Below are 20,064 nucleotides of genomic sequence, written 5' to 3' on the forward strand. Positions count from 1 at the left end.
AGATTAATGTGGCAAAAATATTTCAAAAAGCCTTTATTACTTCATTGATATTTTCTCAATTTTTTATAAATCCAGCAATTTCTCACGCAGATTCTATAGTTTTAAACAAAAACACAACTGACGGGGTAAATGTGCGCGTAAAAGAAGATGTAAATAGCGAAATCCTTGGTGGGATAGAAGACTTTACAGCTTATGAAATAAAAAATGAATCTAATGATTGGTACCAAATAGAATTTGAAGGCAAAAAGGGTTATGTGGCCAAAAAATGGTTTTATAAATTAAATCACACTAGCCTTTTAGCAGAAACAAACCTAAAAGAAAAAGCTAATAGCGATTCAAATAATCTTACTGATCAAAAACTAAAAGAAAAAACAAAAGTCACAATATTAGAGTTTATCCCTGACAGTGATTTTGTAAAAGTATCCTATGATGAAGACTTTAAAGACAACAAAAAAATAAATACCGTTGACATAAAAGAACTCGAAAATAGCTCGCTGCTCTATGACCTAGCAGATACAAATGAAACAAACGATGTTCAAACCGTAACTCTAGGTAAAGAAAATACAGAAATCCCTAGTGTAGTGACCTTAAAGGAAAGCCCTGAAACTGTGGCTCTTGATACAAATACTCCAAGTGATGAAGCTTCAGATGATGATAACAGTTCAGAGATTAAAGAAGGTTATGTCAAACTAGAAGATCTTGCAATTTCAAAAAAAGATCCTAGTGATTTGGAAAAAATGACCAAGTCTTATAATGAAATGAATAACTTCATTAAGGATCAAAAAGCCCGTGAAGAGGCGGCTAAAAATGCTGTCAGAGAAATTACAGAAGTTTCATATGTGACTACAACTACATCAGAAAATCAAGTCTCAAATACCAGTCAGTCACAAAAATCAGACACAGTTATGGTTCCAGTTACGGGAAGTCAAACTGGTAACGAGATTTATAAATGGGCCACCCAATATCTTGGAAATCCATATGTTTGGGGTGGAATCGATCCAGTTCGTGGTATAGATTGTTCAGGATTTACTATGCAAGCTTACCGTCAATTAGGTATCAATCTCCCACACTTTGCCCAAAGTCAGCAAAGATACGGGGTAGAAATTCCATTTGGCCAAGAAAAGGCTGGAGATTTAGTATTTTTTGGAACGAGTTTAAATAATATAACCCACGTAGGAATGGCGGATGGAAACGGAAATATGATCCACGCATCAAGCCCACGTTATGGAATAATTATAGGACCTATTAGAAATCCTATATCAATTAGAAGAATTGTAAATTAAAAAAAGGAGCAAAACTGCTCCTTTTTTTAATTTAATTATTGTTTTCACTATTTGATGAATTACCAAATATATTTAAAAATGAATTTACAATTGATTTAAAGAAGTTAAATATAGAATCCAAAAGCCCGCTATCTTGAGCTTCTTTTGCTATATTGTCAATTGATTCTTTGTTTTCATTGTAAAATTTGCCAGCATTATCTGCTAATTCATTTCCAAATTTGATAAGATTATCTCTTACTTCTTTACTATCAATAGCTGAAGAATTTTGATATTTATCAAAGAAATTTATCAAGATATTTATGTTATTATCACTTAGCACATTTTCAAGATTTACATTTTTAAGTGCGTCTTGAATATAAATTCCTATTTGATTAGCATCAGCTGCTTGGCCTGTTTCTTCCTTATGTTCTGCAAGTTTTTGCTTAACCTCGATTACGACCTTATCTAATTCTGCTGGATCAAATTCTGCCTTATCTTTGTTTTCTACTGCAATTTCATTTACAGTTTCTAGCTCTTCTTGGGCAACTTTTGCTCTTTCTGGATATGTCTTTACCAGAATTAGCAAGGGCTGCATAAACACCAACTAGGGCTGACTCACCTGTTACTGGTTTTGGACTAGCTACATAAATATCTGCATCTGTAATTCCTGCTGTAATGGCCGCATTCGTGTATTGACCTTGGGTAATAGATGTAATATTTGCAGGTGTTACTATATTTACCTTAATACCAGAATTTTCTGGAAGTTTTTTGATATATACTGATGAAATCATATTAGAATTATCAGTATAATAGCCTAAATATTTTTGTAGGTCTTCTCCAGTAGCTGTTTTGTAATTTAAATTTGGGTCATTTTCTTTAACACCAAAGGCTTGGTTCATTTGGCTAATTTGTTCATTATTTAAAGCTGCACCATAGACTACAGCATCTTTATTTGCATCATTTGCTGCAAAAGCTATCGATGGTACAAAAATACTTAAGGCACATAATAGTGCTAAGAGTCTCTTTTTCATAAACCCTCCTATAATGATTCGATTTTCTCGATTATTGGATTTAATTCTTCTAAGTTTACGTCTTCTACAAGACCTGCATCGATTTTACTTGCTATTTCTGGATTTATAGGAAGTTTGGCAATTGTGTCAATATCGTATTTTCCAGCTACTTCCTCTACATGACTATCTCCAAAAATTTTGTGGTCTGTTCCACAATCTGGGCATTTAAAGTATGACATATTTTCTACAATACCAATTACTTTTTTGCCCATCATTTTTGCCATTTTTAATGATTTTTCTACAACCATACCTACTAAATCTTGTGGTGTTGCTACTGCAACTATTCCATCTATTGGTAGTGATTGAAATACTGTTAAAGGCACATCACTTGTTCCTGGTGGCATATCTATAAGCATGTAGTCTATTTCGCCCCAGTCTACGTCTGTATAAAATTGTTTAATAACGCCTGTTACAATTGATGATCTCCACACTACTGGGTCAGTTTTATTAGGTAAGATCATATTTACTGAAATGATTTTGATCCCATCGCGTGTTACCCCTGGATACATTATACCTTCTTTGGTACCTGTAACGCTTTCATCTATACCAAAAGCTTGCGGAATTGATGGTCCTGTGATGTCGGCATCAAAAACTGCTACCTTGTATCCTTTTTTATTTAATTTATTAGCTAGCATGCTGGTTACAGATGATTTACCTACTCCACCCTTACCACTCATTACTGCTATAACTTTACCAACTGAAGAACCTTCATTTAGGTTAACTTTAAATTGGTCAAAATTTCTTTGTTTTTCCATTGGTCTCTCCTTTATAAAAGAAAAAAGCATTATTTATTTAATGCTTCTTCCATAATTATATCTATTTTTCATTAAATTGCCATAAAGGACTTAAAAAAGCTTAATTTCTAGGCATTAAAAATTGATTTTCATATCATTATCTTTAATTAATCCTTTTTTATACATTATATTATAAATTATATATGAAAGGATTGCTGGCAGGATAAAGTGTAAAAATAAAATTTGGATGAGTAAAATCGAAATACTTCTGCCATCGGCCATGGTGTTTAAGGTTGAAATTTGCCCTACTAGGCCACTTGTTCCCATGCCAGAACCTAGGGGAGTATTTTTCATTTTAAAAACCAAAGTTGAAATAGGTCCTAAAATTGCTCCAGCAAGCGTTGATGGGATCCATATCCATGGATTTTTGATAATGTTTGGTACTTGAAACATTGATGTACCTAGTCCTTGGGCAAGCAAACCCTCCAGACCATTATCCTTATAGGAAATTACTGCAAATCCAATCATTTGTGCGGCACAACCAACTGTTGCGGCCCCACCTGCAAGACCTGAAAGAGAGAGCATCATGCAAATTGCAGCTGATGAAATTGGTAGAGTTAAGGCCATGCCAACTAAAACAGAAACAACTATACCCATTAAAAATGGTTGTAGTTCTGTTGCCCTCATAATAATATTTCCAAGACCTGTCATAAAGGCAGATACCCCTGGTCCTATTACATCTCCCACTAAAACACCTACTAAAATTGTAAGAGCAGGAGTTATGATTATATCTAGTTTGGTGCGTTTTGATACTAGTTTTCCAAATTCCACTCCAAATATTGTTGCAATATATACTCCGACTGGTCCTCCTAGTTCATAGGCACCTAGACCTACAATAGTGGATGCAAACAAAACTAGATTTGGAGCTTTTAACGCATAGGCTATTGAAACTGCAATTGCAGCTCCTGTTGCTTGACCTACCAAAGGCCAGATTCGTTCTGTTAAAAATGGAATATTAAATGTATTACCAATTGAATTTAAAATCGTCCCTACAAGCAATGAAGCAAAAAGCCCAAAGGCCATAGCTCCCAAAGCATCTATAAAATAAACCCTGGCTGATATATTTATCCCCTGTTGATCTAAATATTTTTTCATTATAACTCCTTAGTTTTTATTAACTAAAGTATAACACAAAAAATATTTATTGTATATACAGTGGGGAAGTTAGTTTAAATATCCTTTTTCTTTTAGAGCCTTTTCAATATTATCTAGAGTTTTTATATTCTTTGCACTTATAGTGTGATAGTGAACATTTTCTGTAAGATTTTTTAGAGGGGTTGAAATCGTCATATTCTTTACGAAATTATTGACCCCGTTGCGGGAGTGAATATCTAAATCTTTTTTTATAACTCCATATACTGAGTGGTTTATAAAAACATCGATTATTATCCCACCATTATCAACAATTGTATTTAGCTCATCTTTTATATCTACATCCTCATGTTTTGATTCTATAATGCGGGTTAACTTTTCGCTGTTATCTATTTTGTATCCTTTATTTGTAGAAATTATTTCTATGCCAAATGCTTTTAATACACCTATATCTTTTACAATTATTTGCCTGGATACTCCAAACTTTTCCCCCAAAACTTCACCTGAAATGGGATTATTACTTGATTGTAAAACATTTATTATTTCTTTTTGTCTTTCACTAAGTTTCATACTTTACCTCTTTTGTTAACTATACCATTTTGTTCTTGACTTTTTTATCAAAATCTTGTATTATATCTTCAACAACGATGAGAAGAAGAGTAACTATTTGGAAAAATCTAGAGAGTCCCAGTTGGTGGAAAGGGATATTTGGAAGATTAGTGAAAAAAGCCTTTGAGTTTCTTTGAGGATATTTGATTCAAAGACGTGATTGCACGTTACAGCAAACGAGTATGATGGTACTTAATGAGATGTACTTTGTGAAAAGTGCATGAATTTGGGTGGTAACACGGCCTTTCGTCCCAAGAATGCGAAAGTGTGCGTGTATTTTTTTTGTAAAATTTTACCCAAGGAAGGAAAAGAGATGAAAAGAATAAGAAGGATTTTATTAAGCCTATTTCTAGTATTAATGACTTTTACAAATGTAAGTTTTGCTAGTGAGGATGGCAAAGTTTTAAGAGTTGGAATGGAAGTAAATTATGCTCCATTTAACTTTTCTGAAGTAGAAGATCAAAATGGCGGCATTCCAGTTTCAAATTCTCCTGGTGAGTATGCAAATGGTTATGATGTGGCTGTTGCAAAAAGAATTGCAGATGAGCTTGGTATGGAGCTTGAGATTTATAAAATTGATTGGGATGGACTTATTCCTGCTCTTACATCTGGAAAAATCGATGCAATTGTTGCCGGCATGAGCCCAACAGAAGAAAGATTAAAACAAATCGATTTTACAGATAGTTATTATAATGCAACAATCGGGATTGTTACTCGCAAGGACTCCGAATACTCTAACGCTCACGATATAAATGATTATAAGGATGCAAAAATTACCGGCCAACTTGGCACTTTCCATTATGATCTAATAGATCAAATGGATGAAGTAAGCAAACAGCAGGCCCTTGATTCATTCCCAACAATGATAACTGCGACAGTTTCTGGCACCATTGATGGCTATGTTTCTGATAAGTCCGGTGCAATGATAGCCATTTATGCAAATACAGATTTATCTTATAGAGATTTTAATCCTGAAGAAGGATTTGATATCGATCCTATGCTTACAACTATAGCCGTAGGTGTAAAAAAAGGATCTCCTCTAAAAAATAATATAAATAATGCTTTGAAAAATATTTCTCAAGATGAACAAGACGATATTATGGATCATATGATAAAAATCGCAAGCTTTGGCGAAGATCAAAGCAAGGATAATTTAACATTTTTTCAAGAAATGCAATCCATTTGGTCTAGATATTCTTCCCTATTCTTAAAAGGGATTGTAAATACTTTATTTATTGCAATTGTATCTACAATTTTAGGATTTTTACTTGGTTTACTTGTAGCAATAATCAGAAAAACTGAAGTAAACAAAATCAAAAACCCAATTGGCTATGGTATTTATAAAATAGTGAACTTTTTACTGGGTGCCTATGTAGAAATTTTCCGTGGTACACCAATGATGGTTCAATCAGTAATTATTTTTTATGGATTAAAACAATATTTTGGTATCGACCTATCAACAATGTTTGCGGCAATCTTAATCGTATCAATTAATACAGGTGCGTATTTATCTGAAGTTGTCCGCGGTGGAATAAATTCAATTAACAAGGGACAATTTGAAGCCTGCAAGGCCTTAGGAATGACCCACTGGCAAACTATGAAAAATGTAATAATTCCACAAACTGTAAGAACAATATTGCCATCATTAGGTAACGAATTTGTTATAAACATTAAGGATACATCAGTACTTAACGTAATATCAGTGACAGAATTATTCTTTATGAGTAAGTCAGTAGCAGGATCTACCTACCAATATTTCCCAACCTACCTAATAACAGCCCTAATATATTTCATCCTAACATTTGTAATTACAAGAATCCTTTTAGTAGTTGAACGCAGATTAATGGGCAGAGAATATATAAAAGAATCAAGTACAGGAGCAAAAAATGTCAATAATTAAAGTAAATAATCTAGAAAAAAGCTTTGGCGACCTAAAGGTCCTAAAAGATATGAATTTTAGTGTAGAAAAAAATGAAGTTGTCTCCATAATTGGTTCCTCAGGATCTGGAAAATCTACCCTCTTAAGATGTCTAAATCTACTTGAAACACCAACAAGTGGGGAAATCTTATATGAAGGTAAGAATATCTTGGAAAATGAATTTGATGAAAGACACTATCGTTCACAAGTAGGAATGGTTTTCCAAAACTTTAACCTCTTTGAAAATAAAAATGTTCTAGAAAACTGTACTCTGGGCCAAGAACTAGTGCTTAATAAAAATAAAAAAGAGGCAGAAGAACTTGCCATGAGCTTTTTGTCAGATGTAGGCATGCAAAATTTCATCCACGCAAGAACTTCCCAATTATCTGGTGGACAAAAACAAAGAGTAGCAATAGCTCGTGCCCTTTGCATGAATCCAAAAGTACTGCTTTTTGATGAACCAACAAGTGCCCTTGACCCAGAAATGGTTGGTGAAGTTTTGGAAGTAATGACCAAACTTGCTAAAACTGGAATTACAATGATCGTGGTAACTCACGAAATGGATTTTGCCCGTGATGTTTCTACTAGAGTTTTATTTATGGATAAAGGTATAATTTTAGAGGATGGATCTCCAAAAGAAATTTTTGAAAATCCTACCCATAACAGGACTAGAACATTCTTATCAAGATTTTTAAATAACTAGGAGAATAAATGAAAGATTTAGTAGAAATTTATTCATCAGACGAAGATTCCTTTGCTGTTGGATACATCATTTACCAAAACACAGAGAGATTATTTACCCACTTGGTAGATGACCAGGGCAAATTTGACGGATATCTTTTGTTTGATAAATCAAGTATAGATGGCATAGAAAGAAATACTGAATATCTGAAAAAAATTGAAAAATACATGGGATTTTGGGGCAATATTTCCATTGGAGATAGCGACAATGCAATCTACCAATCAAAACCTGACTTTAGGGATTTGATAAAATATGCCAAAGACCACAACAAAATCATAACTCTTGCAACAAGTTTTAATTTCTATGATGTATCAACAGGTTTAGTTAGAGATTTCAATGATGAAGTCGTAATTATAGATGCAATAAATAAGGCAAATGCTCAAGTATTTGACCAATTTGAAATAAAAATAGACGAGCTAATAACCCTAGAAATTGAATCAATTGACAATTTCCTATTGGGTTATGCCAACAAAAAATCATGAACAATACACTGATACTTATAATATTAAATTTAGTAGGAAAAATCTTCTCATTTTTTCGTGAGATGATTTTTTCTTTCTTTTATGGAACCGGTCCGATAACCGATGCCTTTAACACATCGACAACCGCAGCTACCCTGATTTTTTCTGTAATCACCTATGCCCTAAGCAAAACTTACATACCAACATACAATGAAGTTTTAAAAAAGGGTGGAGAAGAATCAGGAGATAAATTTACAAATAATCTTCTAAATTTCTCCCTATTTTTGACCTCTACAATTATGATATTAGGTTTTGCTTTTGCACCAGCTATTGTAAAACTTTTTGCAGCAGGTTATAGTGGAGAAAAATTAAAAATTGCATCAAGTTTTATGCGTGCAATAATTTTAACCATTTATCCAAATATCTATGCAGCAATTTTTTCTGCATACTTACAAATTAAAGGAGATTTTATAACTCCTGCTTTGCCATTAATTATATTAAATATAATTTTGGCAATCACGGTTGCAATATCAAAGGGTAATGTGACCATAATGACTATTGGTATATTTTTGGCCTACTTTGTCCAATTTATAATTTTTCCAAGAGCCATTAGAAAAACAGATTTTAAACGTGGTAAGATTAAATTTTCCTTTGATGAAAATGTCAAAAAAATTATAATCCTATCACTACCAACAACTTTTTCTATGGCTGCAGTTTATATATCAACCATAGTCGACCAATCATTTGCTTCTCTAGTAGCAACTGACGGTGGAGTTTCTATTATAAACTATGCCTTAAAAATCCTTAGGATAGTTAGTTCAACATTTATCGTCCCATTCCAAGTTACAGCCTATCCAATAATTGGAAAATTAGTAGCTGATAATAACTTAAATGGTATGAAAAAATTAACTAGCCAGACCTTGGTAAAAATAATGATTTTATTTATCCCTTCTATAATTGGGATGATGGTTTTATCAGAGCCAATAATTTCATTTGTCTACTACCGTGGAGAATTTACCTACAATGATATGATTGCAACAAGCAAGGTTTTATTTACCTACACCCTATATTTACTAGGTCCTGCCATAGTAGATTTGCTTTATCTATCATTTTTCTCAAATCAAAATACAAAAATACCAACGGTAATTTCATTTATCCAGCTAGGAATAAATATCTTACTAGACTATGCCCTATCAGTAAAATACGGATTAGTAGGACTAGCAATGGCAACAACAATCAGCCAATTTTCATCAGTATTAATGGCTTTTGTAATGTATAAACGAACTTTTGGCAGTTTGGATAATAAATATATTCTAAAAAATATAGGCAAAATTCTAATAGCAGGAGCTGTATTAGGTATATTTGCAAAATATTTCTATCAATTAAGACCATCAAACCTATGGTTGCTAGTCACAATTGCATTTGCTGGAGTGATATATGTAGGAATCATTTATTTGTTAAAGGTAGATGAATTTGATGATATAAAGAATGCTTTTTTAAAAAGGAAGAAAAATAAAAAAGCCTAAGGAGAAATCAGTAGAATAATCATAACGTCATTGGCTTTGTTCTTTTATCATAAGTGATATATAAAATACAATAAGTAAACAATATAAAAAGACCTTTTTTAAAGGTCTTTCTTTTTTTCTAATTTACTACCCTATATTCACCATCAATTCGTTGAATAGTAGTATTTTTTAAACCAGTCCTTAAAGTAGAATTACTTTCAGGACTATCTGGATTATCATCTATTGTTCTTGATTTGCTAATTTCTTCATCACTTTTTAGGAAATAGTCGTATATTACAAAATCTCCAATATTTTCTACATATCCTTCATTAAAGTTAATAGTTGGATCATCCCATGTTGTGTCTATGTTATACCAAACTCCATTTACCCTAACCATATTCCAGATATGGGGCTCACCTGTTTTTTTAGAATGTCCTGTGGCATATCTAACATCTAGTCCTGCTTTTGTTGCTAGTTTGTCAAAAAGTGTTGCATAGGCGTTACACACTCCACCTTCTCCATAAATAATTGATGAAGGATGGTAAATTGAAAATCCGCCGCTCCTATCGTTGCCATCTCCCCTATTATATTGATTTTTAGTAACGATAAAATCGTGGATTTTTTGAGTTTTCTCTAGATCGTTATCATAAGCATTTATATTTTGATTTACCCATTCATTAGCAAAAAGATCTATTTGATCATCCACAGTTGGATCTTCTCTAAAAGTTACTGTAAATGTTGCAGACTGCACATATACCTTATCTCCCTTTGTTTTATTAGGATCGTATTTTGTTTTTACATTGGTTTTTCCATACATACTATAGAAGAAATACCAGTCTTCCTTAGCTGTTTCTAAAAACCATGATTGGATTTGTTGGTTTGTAGTGTAAGCATTGATATTTACAGTGAAATTTGTATTTCTCTTATCTAAATTTGCTCTAACTATATTTTTTGCTCTGATATTTAAATTATCATTTACCTCTAGACTAGCCTTATAATTATTTATTCTAACGATAAGATTTTCACTTTTTACTATCAAATCGTCTAATTTTTTTCTATTTTCACCGCTAATAATATTTGGCATATTTTCTATAAGATATTTTGCAGCCCTTATTTGACTTTCGAGTGAACTTGTATCAAGCTTATCTAACTTTGCCTGATCAGCTGCAGCATAGGCAATGTTTGGTCTAATATTTGTATTTATAAGCGGGTTTATGGCCAAAATCATCGCCAAAGAAAACCCAAATAATTTCTTTTTCAAAGTGCAAACCCTCTCTAAATTAAAATTGTATCACTATATAATATACATTTTTTTGACACATTTTAAAGGCTTTTAGACACAAAAAAAGACCTACAAGCTGTACTTGTAGGCTTATTTTTAGAGGGTTGATAATATTTTATTTGCTCTTGCAATTAGATTTTCTGATCTTGCTATTAATGCATTTAGTTGTTTATCGAACTTTTTAACATAGTTTGGCATTATTTGCTTAAGCTGTTTTGCAGCCGCTAGAGTAGTTTGATTTCTTTGTATAGCTGCTCTTAGCTGATTTTTTTTATTTTCATTTTGAGCCTTGTTGTTTACCTCTGCTTTTATATTTCTCTTTGCAAGATTTATCCTATTCATGGCATTTCTAAGCTCATCATAGCTTGCTGTATCAAGTCTTGCCAAAACAGATTTTGCTTCAGCGATTGCTGATTCATATTCTGCTTTTACATCTTGACTAGCATAATTGAAATATGCATTTGAATTTACTACATTAACCTCGTCATCTACTGCCAATTGTAATTGTCTTGCTTGGTCAGTGAAATTTTGATTACGGGTAAGTGCTTCTGAGTTTTGAGCAACATTTGCTTGTCTATCATTTGTGTTTGCAAAAGCACTTTGGCTACCTAAACTTAAAAATGCTATATTTACTAATAAGAGTGATTTTAATATTTTTGATTTAAATTTCATCATACCTCCTTAAGGTTTGGTTTTAGCCTCTAATTCCCTTTAGTTGGTTTAAAACTTTTGTTGATCTAGCTACTATATCTTCAGATCTTTTGATTAGTTGGTCTAAGTATTTGGCATTTTTTGTTGCAATATTTGGAGCAATTTTTTTGATTAATAAAACTGACTCTCTAGTTTCCTTATTTTGTCTTATAGCTTCTTCTAATCTTTCAATTTGTTTTTGTCTATCAATGTCACCTTGAGTTTGTTTTTTAGCTAGATTATTTCTTGCTGATTGAACTAAGTCTCTTGCTGATTTTATTTCATCTAAGCTTGAATTTGGATTTTCGATTGTAGATTTTGCAAGGATTGCAGCATTGTTATAAGTATTATATGAGCTATCTGTATAGATATCTTTTTCTGCTCTGATATCTGCTGTTTTTGCAATTTCTTCTCTAAGGCTGTCTAAAGCTTTTTTTCTCTCATCATTTGCAATTATTTCATTTTTTGCTGATTGAACAGCATTTATTGCAAGTTCGTTTTGTAGGTTTGTAAGGTTAAGTCCATTGTCACCTACAGTTTTCCAAGCATTTTGTACCGCAGCATCATATTTTTCTTTTAATTCTTTTGGTGCATTTTTATATGCATCACTTGCTTGGAAGTTTGATTGTTCTGTAGTTAGTTTGATAAGTTCACTTTTGTCAACTTCTCTACCGTTTAGATTTGCTTTTGCGTTTTCAACTAACTCTACCCTACTATTTAGTTGATTGATGTATAATCTATAAAAATCGTCGTTTTCTGTTTTATAGTTTATCAAACTTTCATATCCCTCTTTTAGGCCTTTTAAGGCATTGGTATATTGTAATTGAGGTTTTTCATCAGCATTTTTAAATTCATATCCCATCAATACAGAATCGTATTGGACAATCTTTTGATTTACTTCTTCTAATTTTTGTCTAAATTCTTTTTCTACTTCAGACATTTCCGTACTAACAGTTGTATCTGTGCTTGCCGCGTAAACATTATTTGTGCTTGGTACTAGTAATAATGTTCCTAGAGCAAGAACGGCACTTGTTTTTAATATTTTATTTTTCATATATAACTCCTTTAGTTATTAGAATTATTTCTTGTTTTCATTATACCCTAATGAAGTATTTTTAAAATTATACTAAAAAAAGACCCCGGAGGGTCTTTAATTATTGTGCTTTTAATTGGTCAAGGGCTGTTTGAGCTTTTTCTAGTAGTGAGTTTGATGTTTCTAGTAACTCGTTTAGCTCATCTTCATGTCCGCTTACAGTTTCTGGTGAAAGTTCAAATAGGATTTCTACTGCACGTGCACTTGATCTGTTATCAAAGATTGCTTGTTCTAAAGCTTCGATTTTTTGATCTGCTGACATATCTGCTGTTGATGTATCTTGAGATTGGTCAGTAGTTTCATCTGCATTTTCGTTAGTATCTGCTGAATTTTGTGTATCCTCTGTATTTTCTGCTTTATTTTCAGCTGTTTGTTCTGGAGCTTTAGCTTCATCAGCTGTGTTTTGATTTTCCTTTGCAGTATCTGCTTTGTTTTCTTCTACAACTGGTGCGTTTGCATCTTTGTTTTCATTTTTTACCATGTTGTCGCATCCTGTTAGTGTTACTGTTAATAGTAGTGCTGATGCTAGTGTTTTATTTAATTTCATTGTCTTTTCTCCTTTTTGCTTTTACATTTTTATTTTTATCTTTTTCTTTATTTTTGCCAGTAAGAATATATGCTCCAATGGCTGCTACTAATAGTACTCCTACCCCTACAAGAGATTTTATACCCGTTCTTACAATAGATCCTGGATTAATTGTAGAAGGTACTTGTCTAGTAGTAGTTACTGGTGTAGTTGTTGCTCTTGTACGAGGTACTGTTGTTGTATTTGTCGTAGTTGTTACTGGAGTGCTGCTACCATTTAGTTTTAAAGCATTTGTAAGCTCTGTTTCTGCTGCTAATAGATCATCCATAGTTGCATTTTTATCTTCAAGAGCTTTTAGTTTTGCTTCAACCGCTGCTTTTTTATTTGCATTGGTGATTTGAGATCCATCTTTTTTGTATTTTTCTTTAAGCTTTTCTACTCTTGCTGCAAATTGGTTACCATCTAGAGCATTTACTGCTTGCATTATTTTTTCTGATACTGCTGATAAATCCTCTTCGCTTGCATCTTTATTTTCAAGAATTGCTTTACCTTCTTCGATAGCTTTATCATAAGCATCTCTTAATATTTTCTGAGCTTTTTTATAATTAACTGAATCTCTTAAATTTTTGTCACCTTTGATAAAGTCTTCAATATTTTGTCTTGATGATTTTTCGTTTTTATTAATATCTTCAATAATTTTTTTGAATTTATCATCAGCTAATACATTGCTTAAGGTATCCTTAGCTTCTTTTATCTTTGTCTTATCCTTACTTTGGATTGTTAGATTTGCTTTTTCAAGCGCATCTTCCAGTTTGTCTTTTAAATCTTTATCAACATTCGCGTATTCTTTGTGTTTTGTAACTTTTGTTGCTAATTCAGCTAATTTTCTAAGTTCTTTTAGATCTTCTGATTCATTTTGGTTATTTATTTTAGCAACAATTGGTTTTATTTCGCTTTGATTTAATTGATTTGTTAGATAAGTTCTAGCATCTTCAATATCAGATGCATTATCACTATTTAGCGCTCTTCTAGCAGCTATAATTGCCTTATTTAAATTTTTGCTTTGAGTAGCTTTTACATTTACATAATCTGGATGAGCTTGAACTTTTGTAGCTAAGTCTATTAAATTTTGTAGGCTCTCCTTATTTTCATCTGCTACAGGATTGCTAGATTGGCCTACAATTTTTCTTTTAATTTCATTAATACGATCTACATATTTTTGTGATAGTTCTGTGTCTTGACTTAGAGTATCTAAATTTTCGCTTACTAATTTTATCAAATCATTGTATGTTTTTATCAATGACTTATCAGAGTCTTTGCTACTATTATTTTTTACATAATAGCCATAAGTTTGTCTAAATGTAGGAGCCTCATCTACTAGTTCTTTTAAAGTGTTTGGATATTTTACTACATCTTTGTAGCCTAGGTCGGTAAGTGCATTTACAATTTTACTGATGTTTTCATTAATTTTTTCAGTACTTATAACTTTTCCATCTGCAATATCTTTTAATACTAAGCTAGCATCAGATATAGCTTTATCATAAGCTGATTTTTTGTCTGAATTGGCACTTGTATAAGCTGTGCTTTTTGTAACTTCTTCTTTATTTCTTACCAATCTATCCAATAATACTTTTGCTTGGTTATAGGAGTTTTGGTCGCCTGTCTCTTTTGAACTTGCTATTTTGTTTTGAGCATCTTTTATAGTTTGTATAGCTGCATTTAAATCATCGACACTTGCTTTATTATTTTGAAGAACTCCATTTGCAGCAGTGATAGCATCATCATATGATTTTTTATCTGCATCACTTGCTGATTTGTATGGATCTTGTGTCTTATAAGTTGGTGCAGCTTCAACTAAATCTTTAAGCACATCCTTAGGTGCCTTTTCGATTTCTGTGCTGTCAATAACTTTTGTTTTTATTGGTGCTAAGGCAAGCTTTGCAAGGTTTAGGTTATTTAGAGCTTTTTTAAGTTCATCAGCTGTCGCATTTTCCTTTTTTAATACTGCATTTGCATTCGCTTTTGCAATATTATAAGTTAATCTTGCTGTTTGACCTGCATTTTCAAATCCAGCTGGACTTGCATTAATTTCATTTTGAATTTGAGACTTTAATCTACTAGCTTCAGTATTTTTTGAATTTGCTGCAGTAAGTGCATCATTATAGGCCTTATTTAAGTTATTGTATGCCGTATTTAATTCATCTGTTGTTGATGAAACATTTTTATACACTTCTTCTGCTTTATCTAGGCTATTACTTAAATTAGTTTTAATATTTGCATCTGTAATATTTTTAAATTCGTCTAACTCTGTATAACCATAAGCTTTCTTATCTAGATCTATTAAATTTTTGTACGCTCTACCATAAGATGTACTATCAGATGGAGTGATTTTATCAATTTCTTCATTTGTTAATGCTGCATTATTAGCATCTAGATTGTTATTACTAATGATATCATTGATAGTTTGAGCTAATGTTTTATTAGCTGTATTGATTTCAGCTCCACTTTTTGCTATATTTTCTTCGTCAGACTTAGCGGAATTTATTGCATTTGTTAATTTATCCTTATCGGCTTTTGTCACCTTGCTATCATTTACTATTGTTTTTGATAACTTTTCTGCAATAGCGATTGTAGAACTAAGGCCTTGGCGTTGTTCGTTTGTCGGCAAATAGTCTGTTCCTAATTCTTCTTTAGCTTGTTGAATATTCGAAATTAGTTCATCTAATTTTTTATCTTCAGTTGTATCGTTTGCTTTTTCTCCTTCACTGATAGCATCATCATATGCTTTCTTTTCAGAGTCAGAAGCAAATTTGTAACGAGCTGAATTTTGAACACTTGATTTCTCACTTGTTAAATCTTTTAGTTTATATAATTTTGTAGTTTTATCTTCCGAAGCTGCTTCACTGTTTGGATCAGTGTTTTCAGCTCCAGTCGCATATGCTACAGAACTAATTACATTGTTTCCTACTGGAGCGATTGCCCCGATAGATAGTGCTAGAGCAATAGTTCCTACATATAGTTTTTTATTTTTCATTTCTAGCTCCTAATTTCTCTTACCATTTAAGCTTATTGCTTAATTATAGCTATTTAAATTATACAATTTTTAGAAAATATTGTCAAAATCATAAGCTTGATAATTTCAAATAAAACGTTTAAATTTCAACATTTTTCACTTTGAGTGATCTCCATATAATTTTCTACAAAAAAAGCTCTAGGGATATGTCCCTAAAGCTTTGAGTTTAGTCTTTATGTGGATTTTTTCTTTTTTGCTTTTCTAGTTTATAAAGTGCATATGCTGCAATTAACAATATAATTAACCACATACCAACACTTTCTATACCAGTTTTAACACGGCCAGTTGATGACCTATCGCTGCCCTTTCTTCCCCAGCCAAAGATACCTTGATTTTGTTTATCATCTTGGATATTTGAGGATGGAGATTTTACTGTGCTTTCTGATAAGTCAGATTCATTATCTTTTCTATTTTTTCTTGATGCATAATCATTTTCGTGGTCCTTGTTTTGACCGTCTCCCTTATCAATTTCTCCATCTTCTTTATTTCCTTTATCTGGACTTGTAGAGTCATCTTCGGTTTTTGATGGATTTTTACCATTTGGATGATATGGATCTTCTGGATTATAAGGAACTTCTGGGAATAGTTTGTCCCACCACCATGGTTTCTCAGCCGGTGGTTTTTCTACTGGCTTATCTGGATTTTCTGGGTCAAATGTTTTTTCTGGATAATAGATATCCCACCACCAAGGTTGTTCTGGCCTTGTTGTATCAACCGGTTTAGTTGGATTTTGTGGATCTGTTGGATCTATTGGTGGATTTTCTGGTTTGTAATACTTATCAGGATTTATCTTATCCCACCACCAAGGTTTTTCACCTTCCTTAACTTTTGGAGGATTGCTTGGTGTGATTGGATTTTCTGGATCGCTTGGATTAGTAGGTTCATTTGGATCTACTGGACTCCAAGGCCATTCTGGCCACCACCAGGGCCATCCGCCATTTTCATTTTCGGAATCTCCAGGCTTTGATGGATTATTTGGGTCAGTTGGTTTAGGGTTTGGGTACTCTGGCCAATAATCTTCATTTCTTCCTGGCACTGGAGGATCTATAGGATTGATTGGTTTGTTTGGATTAGTTTTATCCTCTGGTTCTGTTGGATATATTGGAGTATTTTCTTCGTTCCTATTTGGATTTGTGGGATCAATTGGTCTATTTGGTTCTGTTGGGTGGTATGGGTTTTTAGGATCCATAGGATCATATGGATACCATGGATTTTGCGGATGAAAAGGATGGTAAGGATCCTTAGGATCTACAATATCTCCATTGTTTTTGTGAATATGGGGATCATCATTTGTAAACTTAATTTCAGTTTCTTTAGCATTTTTATCATTCTCATCTACTTTATCAGCATCAAAGGAATAAACAGATGTGCTAAGTCCATCAGTTCCGTTTTGAACAAAGAACATCACAATGTATTTGTTCTTGCCGTAAGTAACTGACCTTCCCTCTTCCTCAAAATCCTTATTATTTTGATAAATAAGATATTTATACTTGCCCGGTTTGCTAAATTCTGGTGCAGTAAATTCTATTTTGTAATCTCCCGGATAGTTAAAAGAAGATACGCTAGGCGCTGGTGCACCATCTTGTGGCTCAATAACTACATTTGCAAAATGAGGACTACTCGCCCACTTTTGCCCTTCATAAAACCACTCTACAGAAATAGGTATCTTAATTTCGCCTGCAGCTTTGGTATTTAGAAATGGAAATATAATAACCATTGCTATTAATATTAAATTTCTAATTTTTTTAATTGCTTTCATTATTTATCTCCATTCATTGGTCTAATTACACCAAGTATAACCGTTCTACCATTTGTCGTTGCCTTTTCACATGTAGATAGGGCTATTATTCTGTCATTTCCTATATTTATATCTCGTTCGTGAAGTTTTGTTTTTCGGGCGTGTTCAATAAGATTTTGCCTACCCTCCATAGTGCTGATTGACGATGGGTTAAATATAACAGAATCATAGGCATCAATTTTGCTTACCATAAATATCTCTATATTATAAGTTTCTTTTGGTAAGAAAAGAGTGCCAGTTTTGTGCTTATCAAAATACTTTTGATCTTCAAAAAGCACCACATCTCCAAACATCCCACCCTGGTCCATATGGTGACCGTATAAAAGGGAGTATGGATCTTTGAATTCCTTATTATTTCTGTAATCTAAAAATATGGAACCGCTTAAGGCAAAGTTTTTGTAAACATCCTTGTTAACATATTCCATATTGTCTTCACCTTGGACTACGGGATGATCGATATTTGTATCATCGATAGTAACCCAAGCTACTACATCTTCATTAATCTTCATCAAATCCCACAGAGTAGGGTTTTCGCCGTCTTCTGTGATTTGAGGTTTATATTTTAAAAGATCATCCCCAGCAAATCCACCCCTAAAAAGCATATATGAATTCCAAAGGGAGTAGCCTGCAAAAAGCATGACCAATATTAAAATTATTGCCACTATACGGTCTAATATTTTCTCGCCAATGCGCGATATATTTGCTACTGTTTGCAAATTGCTTGCTCCTTTCTTTGGAATTGATTTATTTGTTAATCCTTTGCTATTGGTTTTTATATATAAAGTTAATCGTATGGTAGTCCCTTCCCGGGACTAGGGGCCGTTTTTAATCTGGCGAGATTGTTTCGGCTGTGCCGACCATTCCATGGAGGGGCCTTCTTCAGCCGACCAGGCTTGTTTTAAGCGTATTGTTCTTCTTCGTTTTTATCTCTATTGAAGTATACAAAGAAGATAACTCCTGCTGCTGCAATTGCTAGTACAAATGGTGCGATGTTTTCGATAAGACCTGTTGGAATTTCAGCTTTTCTGCTGTTTGTCCATTGAATAGTATCTCCACCTGCTGCAACAGTAAAAGATGCATCAGTTACAGGTAATGATTGATTTTTTATTACATCGGCTCCATTGTAAGTTGCAGTAGCTTCATAGCCGCCATAGTTATTCGAATCAGTTTCTGATACCGCTAGTTTATCTCCAGCAGCTAGACCTTCAATTTTAATTGTGCTACCATTTGTCATTTGTGTAGATGATATACCTTTTCCTGTGGTTACTTGGCCTGTTTTTGCAGTACCAGAGGCATCTGTTATTGTATAAGATACTGTCTTGTCTGTAGCTGAACTAACTACAATATTAAATGTAAACTTATCAGATAGGTTGGCTTGGTTACCACTGATTGTTTTTGTAAGTGTAATATCTTGAGTTTCTAATTTGTTCTCAAAATTCAAATTAGCTTTTTGACCGTTTTCAGAAACTATGAAATATTCAACTTTTCTATCAGTACCATTTGTTGTTGTTACAAATGCATCAACAGTCATTGTACTAGGATCTTTTGTAATACCAGCAATTGTTGTATCATTTTCTGTTATGTTAAATCTATAAACACCAGGCAGTACATTATTTACAGCAGCTTGGTCAATATTAACTGTAAGTTCTCCCTCTTTAACACCAGGTTGTAAAGTTAATGCACCTGAATTTTGAAGTGATAAGAAGTTAGCAGCTGGTCTAGATGTGTAACCTTTATATGTGCCATCCGGAGCTTTATCAGGTGTAACTGTAAAGTTAAAAGTACCACCACCAAAGTAGTTACCACCTGTAACAGTTTTCTTAAGAGTTGGTGCTTCAGTTGACGCTTTTGTGCTGTTTTCTCCGTTTATTGGATCTGTTTCTGCTGCAAAGGCATTACCAGCAAATGCGCCAAATGATAATGTTGCTGCTAGTGCAACGCCTGTTACTTTTTTAAAAATATTGTTTAAATTCATTAATTTTTTTCTCCTATTTTTATTTTTCCTAAGCTTAATTGGTATCTCATTTATGAGACCCTTCTACTCCGCTATCGCTGCGCTCAGGGTGACAGCGTGGGATTATACGTTTTTACATGCTTTAAAACTTTCTCATGCTCACTAGTTTGTCATTTCGACCGGAGCGAAGCGTAG

General features: G+C 33.0%; 16 protein-coding genes, 1 pseudogene and 1 other annotated feature. Of the genes and pseudogenes, 5 read left to right on the forward strand and 12 right to left on the reverse strand.

What is annotated here, in order from left to right; genetic code table 11:
* Positions 1-8: 8 nt before the first annotated feature.
* The gene (locus tag ACKRLN_RS05985; protein WP_416334584.1) at positions 9-1,283 is read left to right on the forward strand and encodes an NlpC/P60 family protein; all 1,275 of its coding nucleotides are present in this window, start codon (positions 9-11) and stop codon (positions 1,281-1,283) included.
* A 31-nt stretch (positions 1,284-1,314) separates the two neighbouring features.
* On the opposite strand, the pseudogene ACKRLN_RS05990 reads toward ACKRLN_RS05985, so the two are convergent.
* The 4 genes and pseudogenes from ACKRLN_RS05990 to ACKRLN_RS06005 all read right to left on the reverse strand — a co-directional run bounded on the left by ACKRLN_RS05990 (position 1,315) and on the right by ACKRLN_RS06005 (position 4,788).
* Positions 1,315-2,293: pseudogene (locus ACKRLN_RS05990) on the reverse strand (DUF1002 domain-containing protein).
* Positions 2,294-2,301: 8 nt separating this feature from the next.
* Complete coding sequence (locus ACKRLN_RS05995) at positions 2,302-3,087, reverse strand: Mrp/NBP35 family ATP-binding protein (protein WP_203126357.1); 786 nt, start codon at positions 3,085-3,087, stop codon at positions 2,302-2,304.
* A 114-nt stretch (positions 3,088-3,201) separates the two neighbouring features.
* Positions 3,202-4,221 (reverse strand): PTS transporter subunit IIC, encoded by a 1,020-nt coding sequence (locus ACKRLN_RS06000; protein WP_416334585.1) that lies wholly within the window; start codon positions 4,219-4,221, stop codon positions 3,202-3,204.
* A gap of 69 nt (positions 4,222-4,290) precedes the next feature.
* Positions 4,291-4,788 (reverse strand): transcription repressor NadR, encoded by a 498-nt coding sequence (locus tag ACKRLN_RS06005; protein ID WP_416334586.1) that lies wholly within the window; start codon positions 4,786-4,788, stop codon positions 4,291-4,293.
* A 68-nt stretch (positions 4,789-4,856) separates the two neighbouring features.
* Positions 4,857-5,084 (forward strand) — a binding site (T-box leader).
* A gap of 56 nt (positions 5,085-5,140) precedes the next feature.
* On the opposite strand from ACKRLN_RS06005, the gene ACKRLN_RS06010 reads away from it, so the two are divergent.
* Genes ACKRLN_RS06010 through murJ form a run of 4 tightly spaced genes read left to right on the forward strand, consistent with a single transcriptional unit; the run spans position 5,141 to position 9,474 of the window.
* Positions 5,141-6,727, forward strand: a complete 1,587-nt coding sequence (locus ACKRLN_RS06010) for an ABC transporter substrate-binding protein/permease (protein ID WP_416334587.1) — start codon at positions 5,141-5,143, stop codon at positions 6,725-6,727.
* Entirely contained in the window at positions 6,714-7,448 is a 735-nt protein-coding gene (locus tag ACKRLN_RS06015) for an amino acid ABC transporter ATP-binding protein (protein WP_416334588.1), read from the forward strand. The genes ACKRLN_RS06010 and ACKRLN_RS06015 overlap by 14 nt, the downstream gene beginning before the upstream one ends.
* Before the next feature lie 8 nt (positions 7,449-7,456).
* Entirely contained in the window at positions 7,457-7,969 is a 513-nt protein-coding gene (locus ACKRLN_RS06020; protein ID WP_416334589.1) for a hypothetical protein, read from the forward strand.
* Entirely contained in the window at positions 7,966-9,474 is a 1,509-nt protein-coding gene (gene murJ, locus ACKRLN_RS06025) for a murein biosynthesis integral membrane protein MurJ (RefSeq protein ID WP_416334590.1), read from the forward strand. The genes ACKRLN_RS06020 and murJ overlap by 4 nt, the downstream gene beginning before the upstream one ends.
* Before the next feature lie 118 nt (positions 9,475-9,592).
* Here murJ and ACKRLN_RS06030 read toward each other — a convergent pair whose 3' ends face one another.
* The 8 genes from ACKRLN_RS06030 to ACKRLN_RS06065 form a co-directional block, all read right to left on the reverse strand.
* Entirely contained in the window at positions 9,593-10,714 is a 1,122-nt protein-coding gene (locus ACKRLN_RS06030) for a transglutaminase domain-containing protein (RefSeq protein ID WP_416334591.1), read from the reverse strand.
* Between the two features lie 117 nt (positions 10,715-10,831).
* Positions 10,832-11,407, reverse strand: a complete 576-nt coding sequence (locus ACKRLN_RS06035; protein WP_203126343.1) for a hypothetical protein — start codon at positions 11,405-11,407, stop codon at positions 10,832-10,834.
* Positions 11,408-11,429: 22 nt separating this feature from the next.
* A complete protein-coding gene (locus ACKRLN_RS06040) occupies positions 11,430-12,479 on the reverse strand; it encodes a hypothetical protein (RefSeq protein ID WP_416334592.1) in 1,050 nt (349 codons plus the stop codon).
* 100 nt (positions 12,480-12,579) lie between these two features.
* Complete coding sequence (locus tag ACKRLN_RS06045) at positions 12,580-13,065, reverse strand: hypothetical protein (protein WP_203126337.1); 486 nt, start codon at positions 13,063-13,065, stop codon at positions 12,580-12,582.
* Entirely contained in the window at positions 13,052-16,078 is a 3,027-nt protein-coding gene (locus tag ACKRLN_RS06050; RefSeq protein WP_416334593.1) for a hypothetical protein, read from the reverse strand. Before ACKRLN_RS06050 ends, ACKRLN_RS06045 begins: the two co-directional genes overlap by 14 nt.
* 205 nt (positions 16,079-16,283) lie before the next feature.
* Positions 16,284-17,876 (reverse strand): hypothetical protein, encoded by a 1,593-nt coding sequence (locus tag ACKRLN_RS06055; protein ID WP_416334594.1) that lies wholly within the window; start codon positions 17,874-17,876, stop codon positions 16,284-16,286.
* Positions 17,876-18,631, reverse strand: a complete 756-nt coding sequence (srtB, locus tag ACKRLN_RS06060) for a class B sortase (RefSeq protein WP_416334595.1) — start codon at positions 18,629-18,631, stop codon at positions 17,876-17,878. The genes ACKRLN_RS06055 and srtB overlap by 1 nt, the downstream gene beginning before the upstream one ends.
* Before the next feature lie 182 nt (positions 18,632-18,813).
* Positions 18,814-19,890: a Spy0128 family protein gene (locus ACKRLN_RS06065; protein WP_416334596.1), complete on the reverse strand. Its 1,077-nt coding sequence runs from the start codon at positions 19,888-19,890 to the stop codon at positions 18,814-18,816.
* Positions 19,891-20,064: the final 174 nt, after the last annotated feature.

This window comes from Anaerococcus sp. AH8042_DFU013_CI05 (assembly GCF_047936775.1).
Classification (GTDB): domain Bacteria; phylum Bacillota; class Clostridia; order Tissierellales; family Peptoniphilaceae; genus Anaerococcus.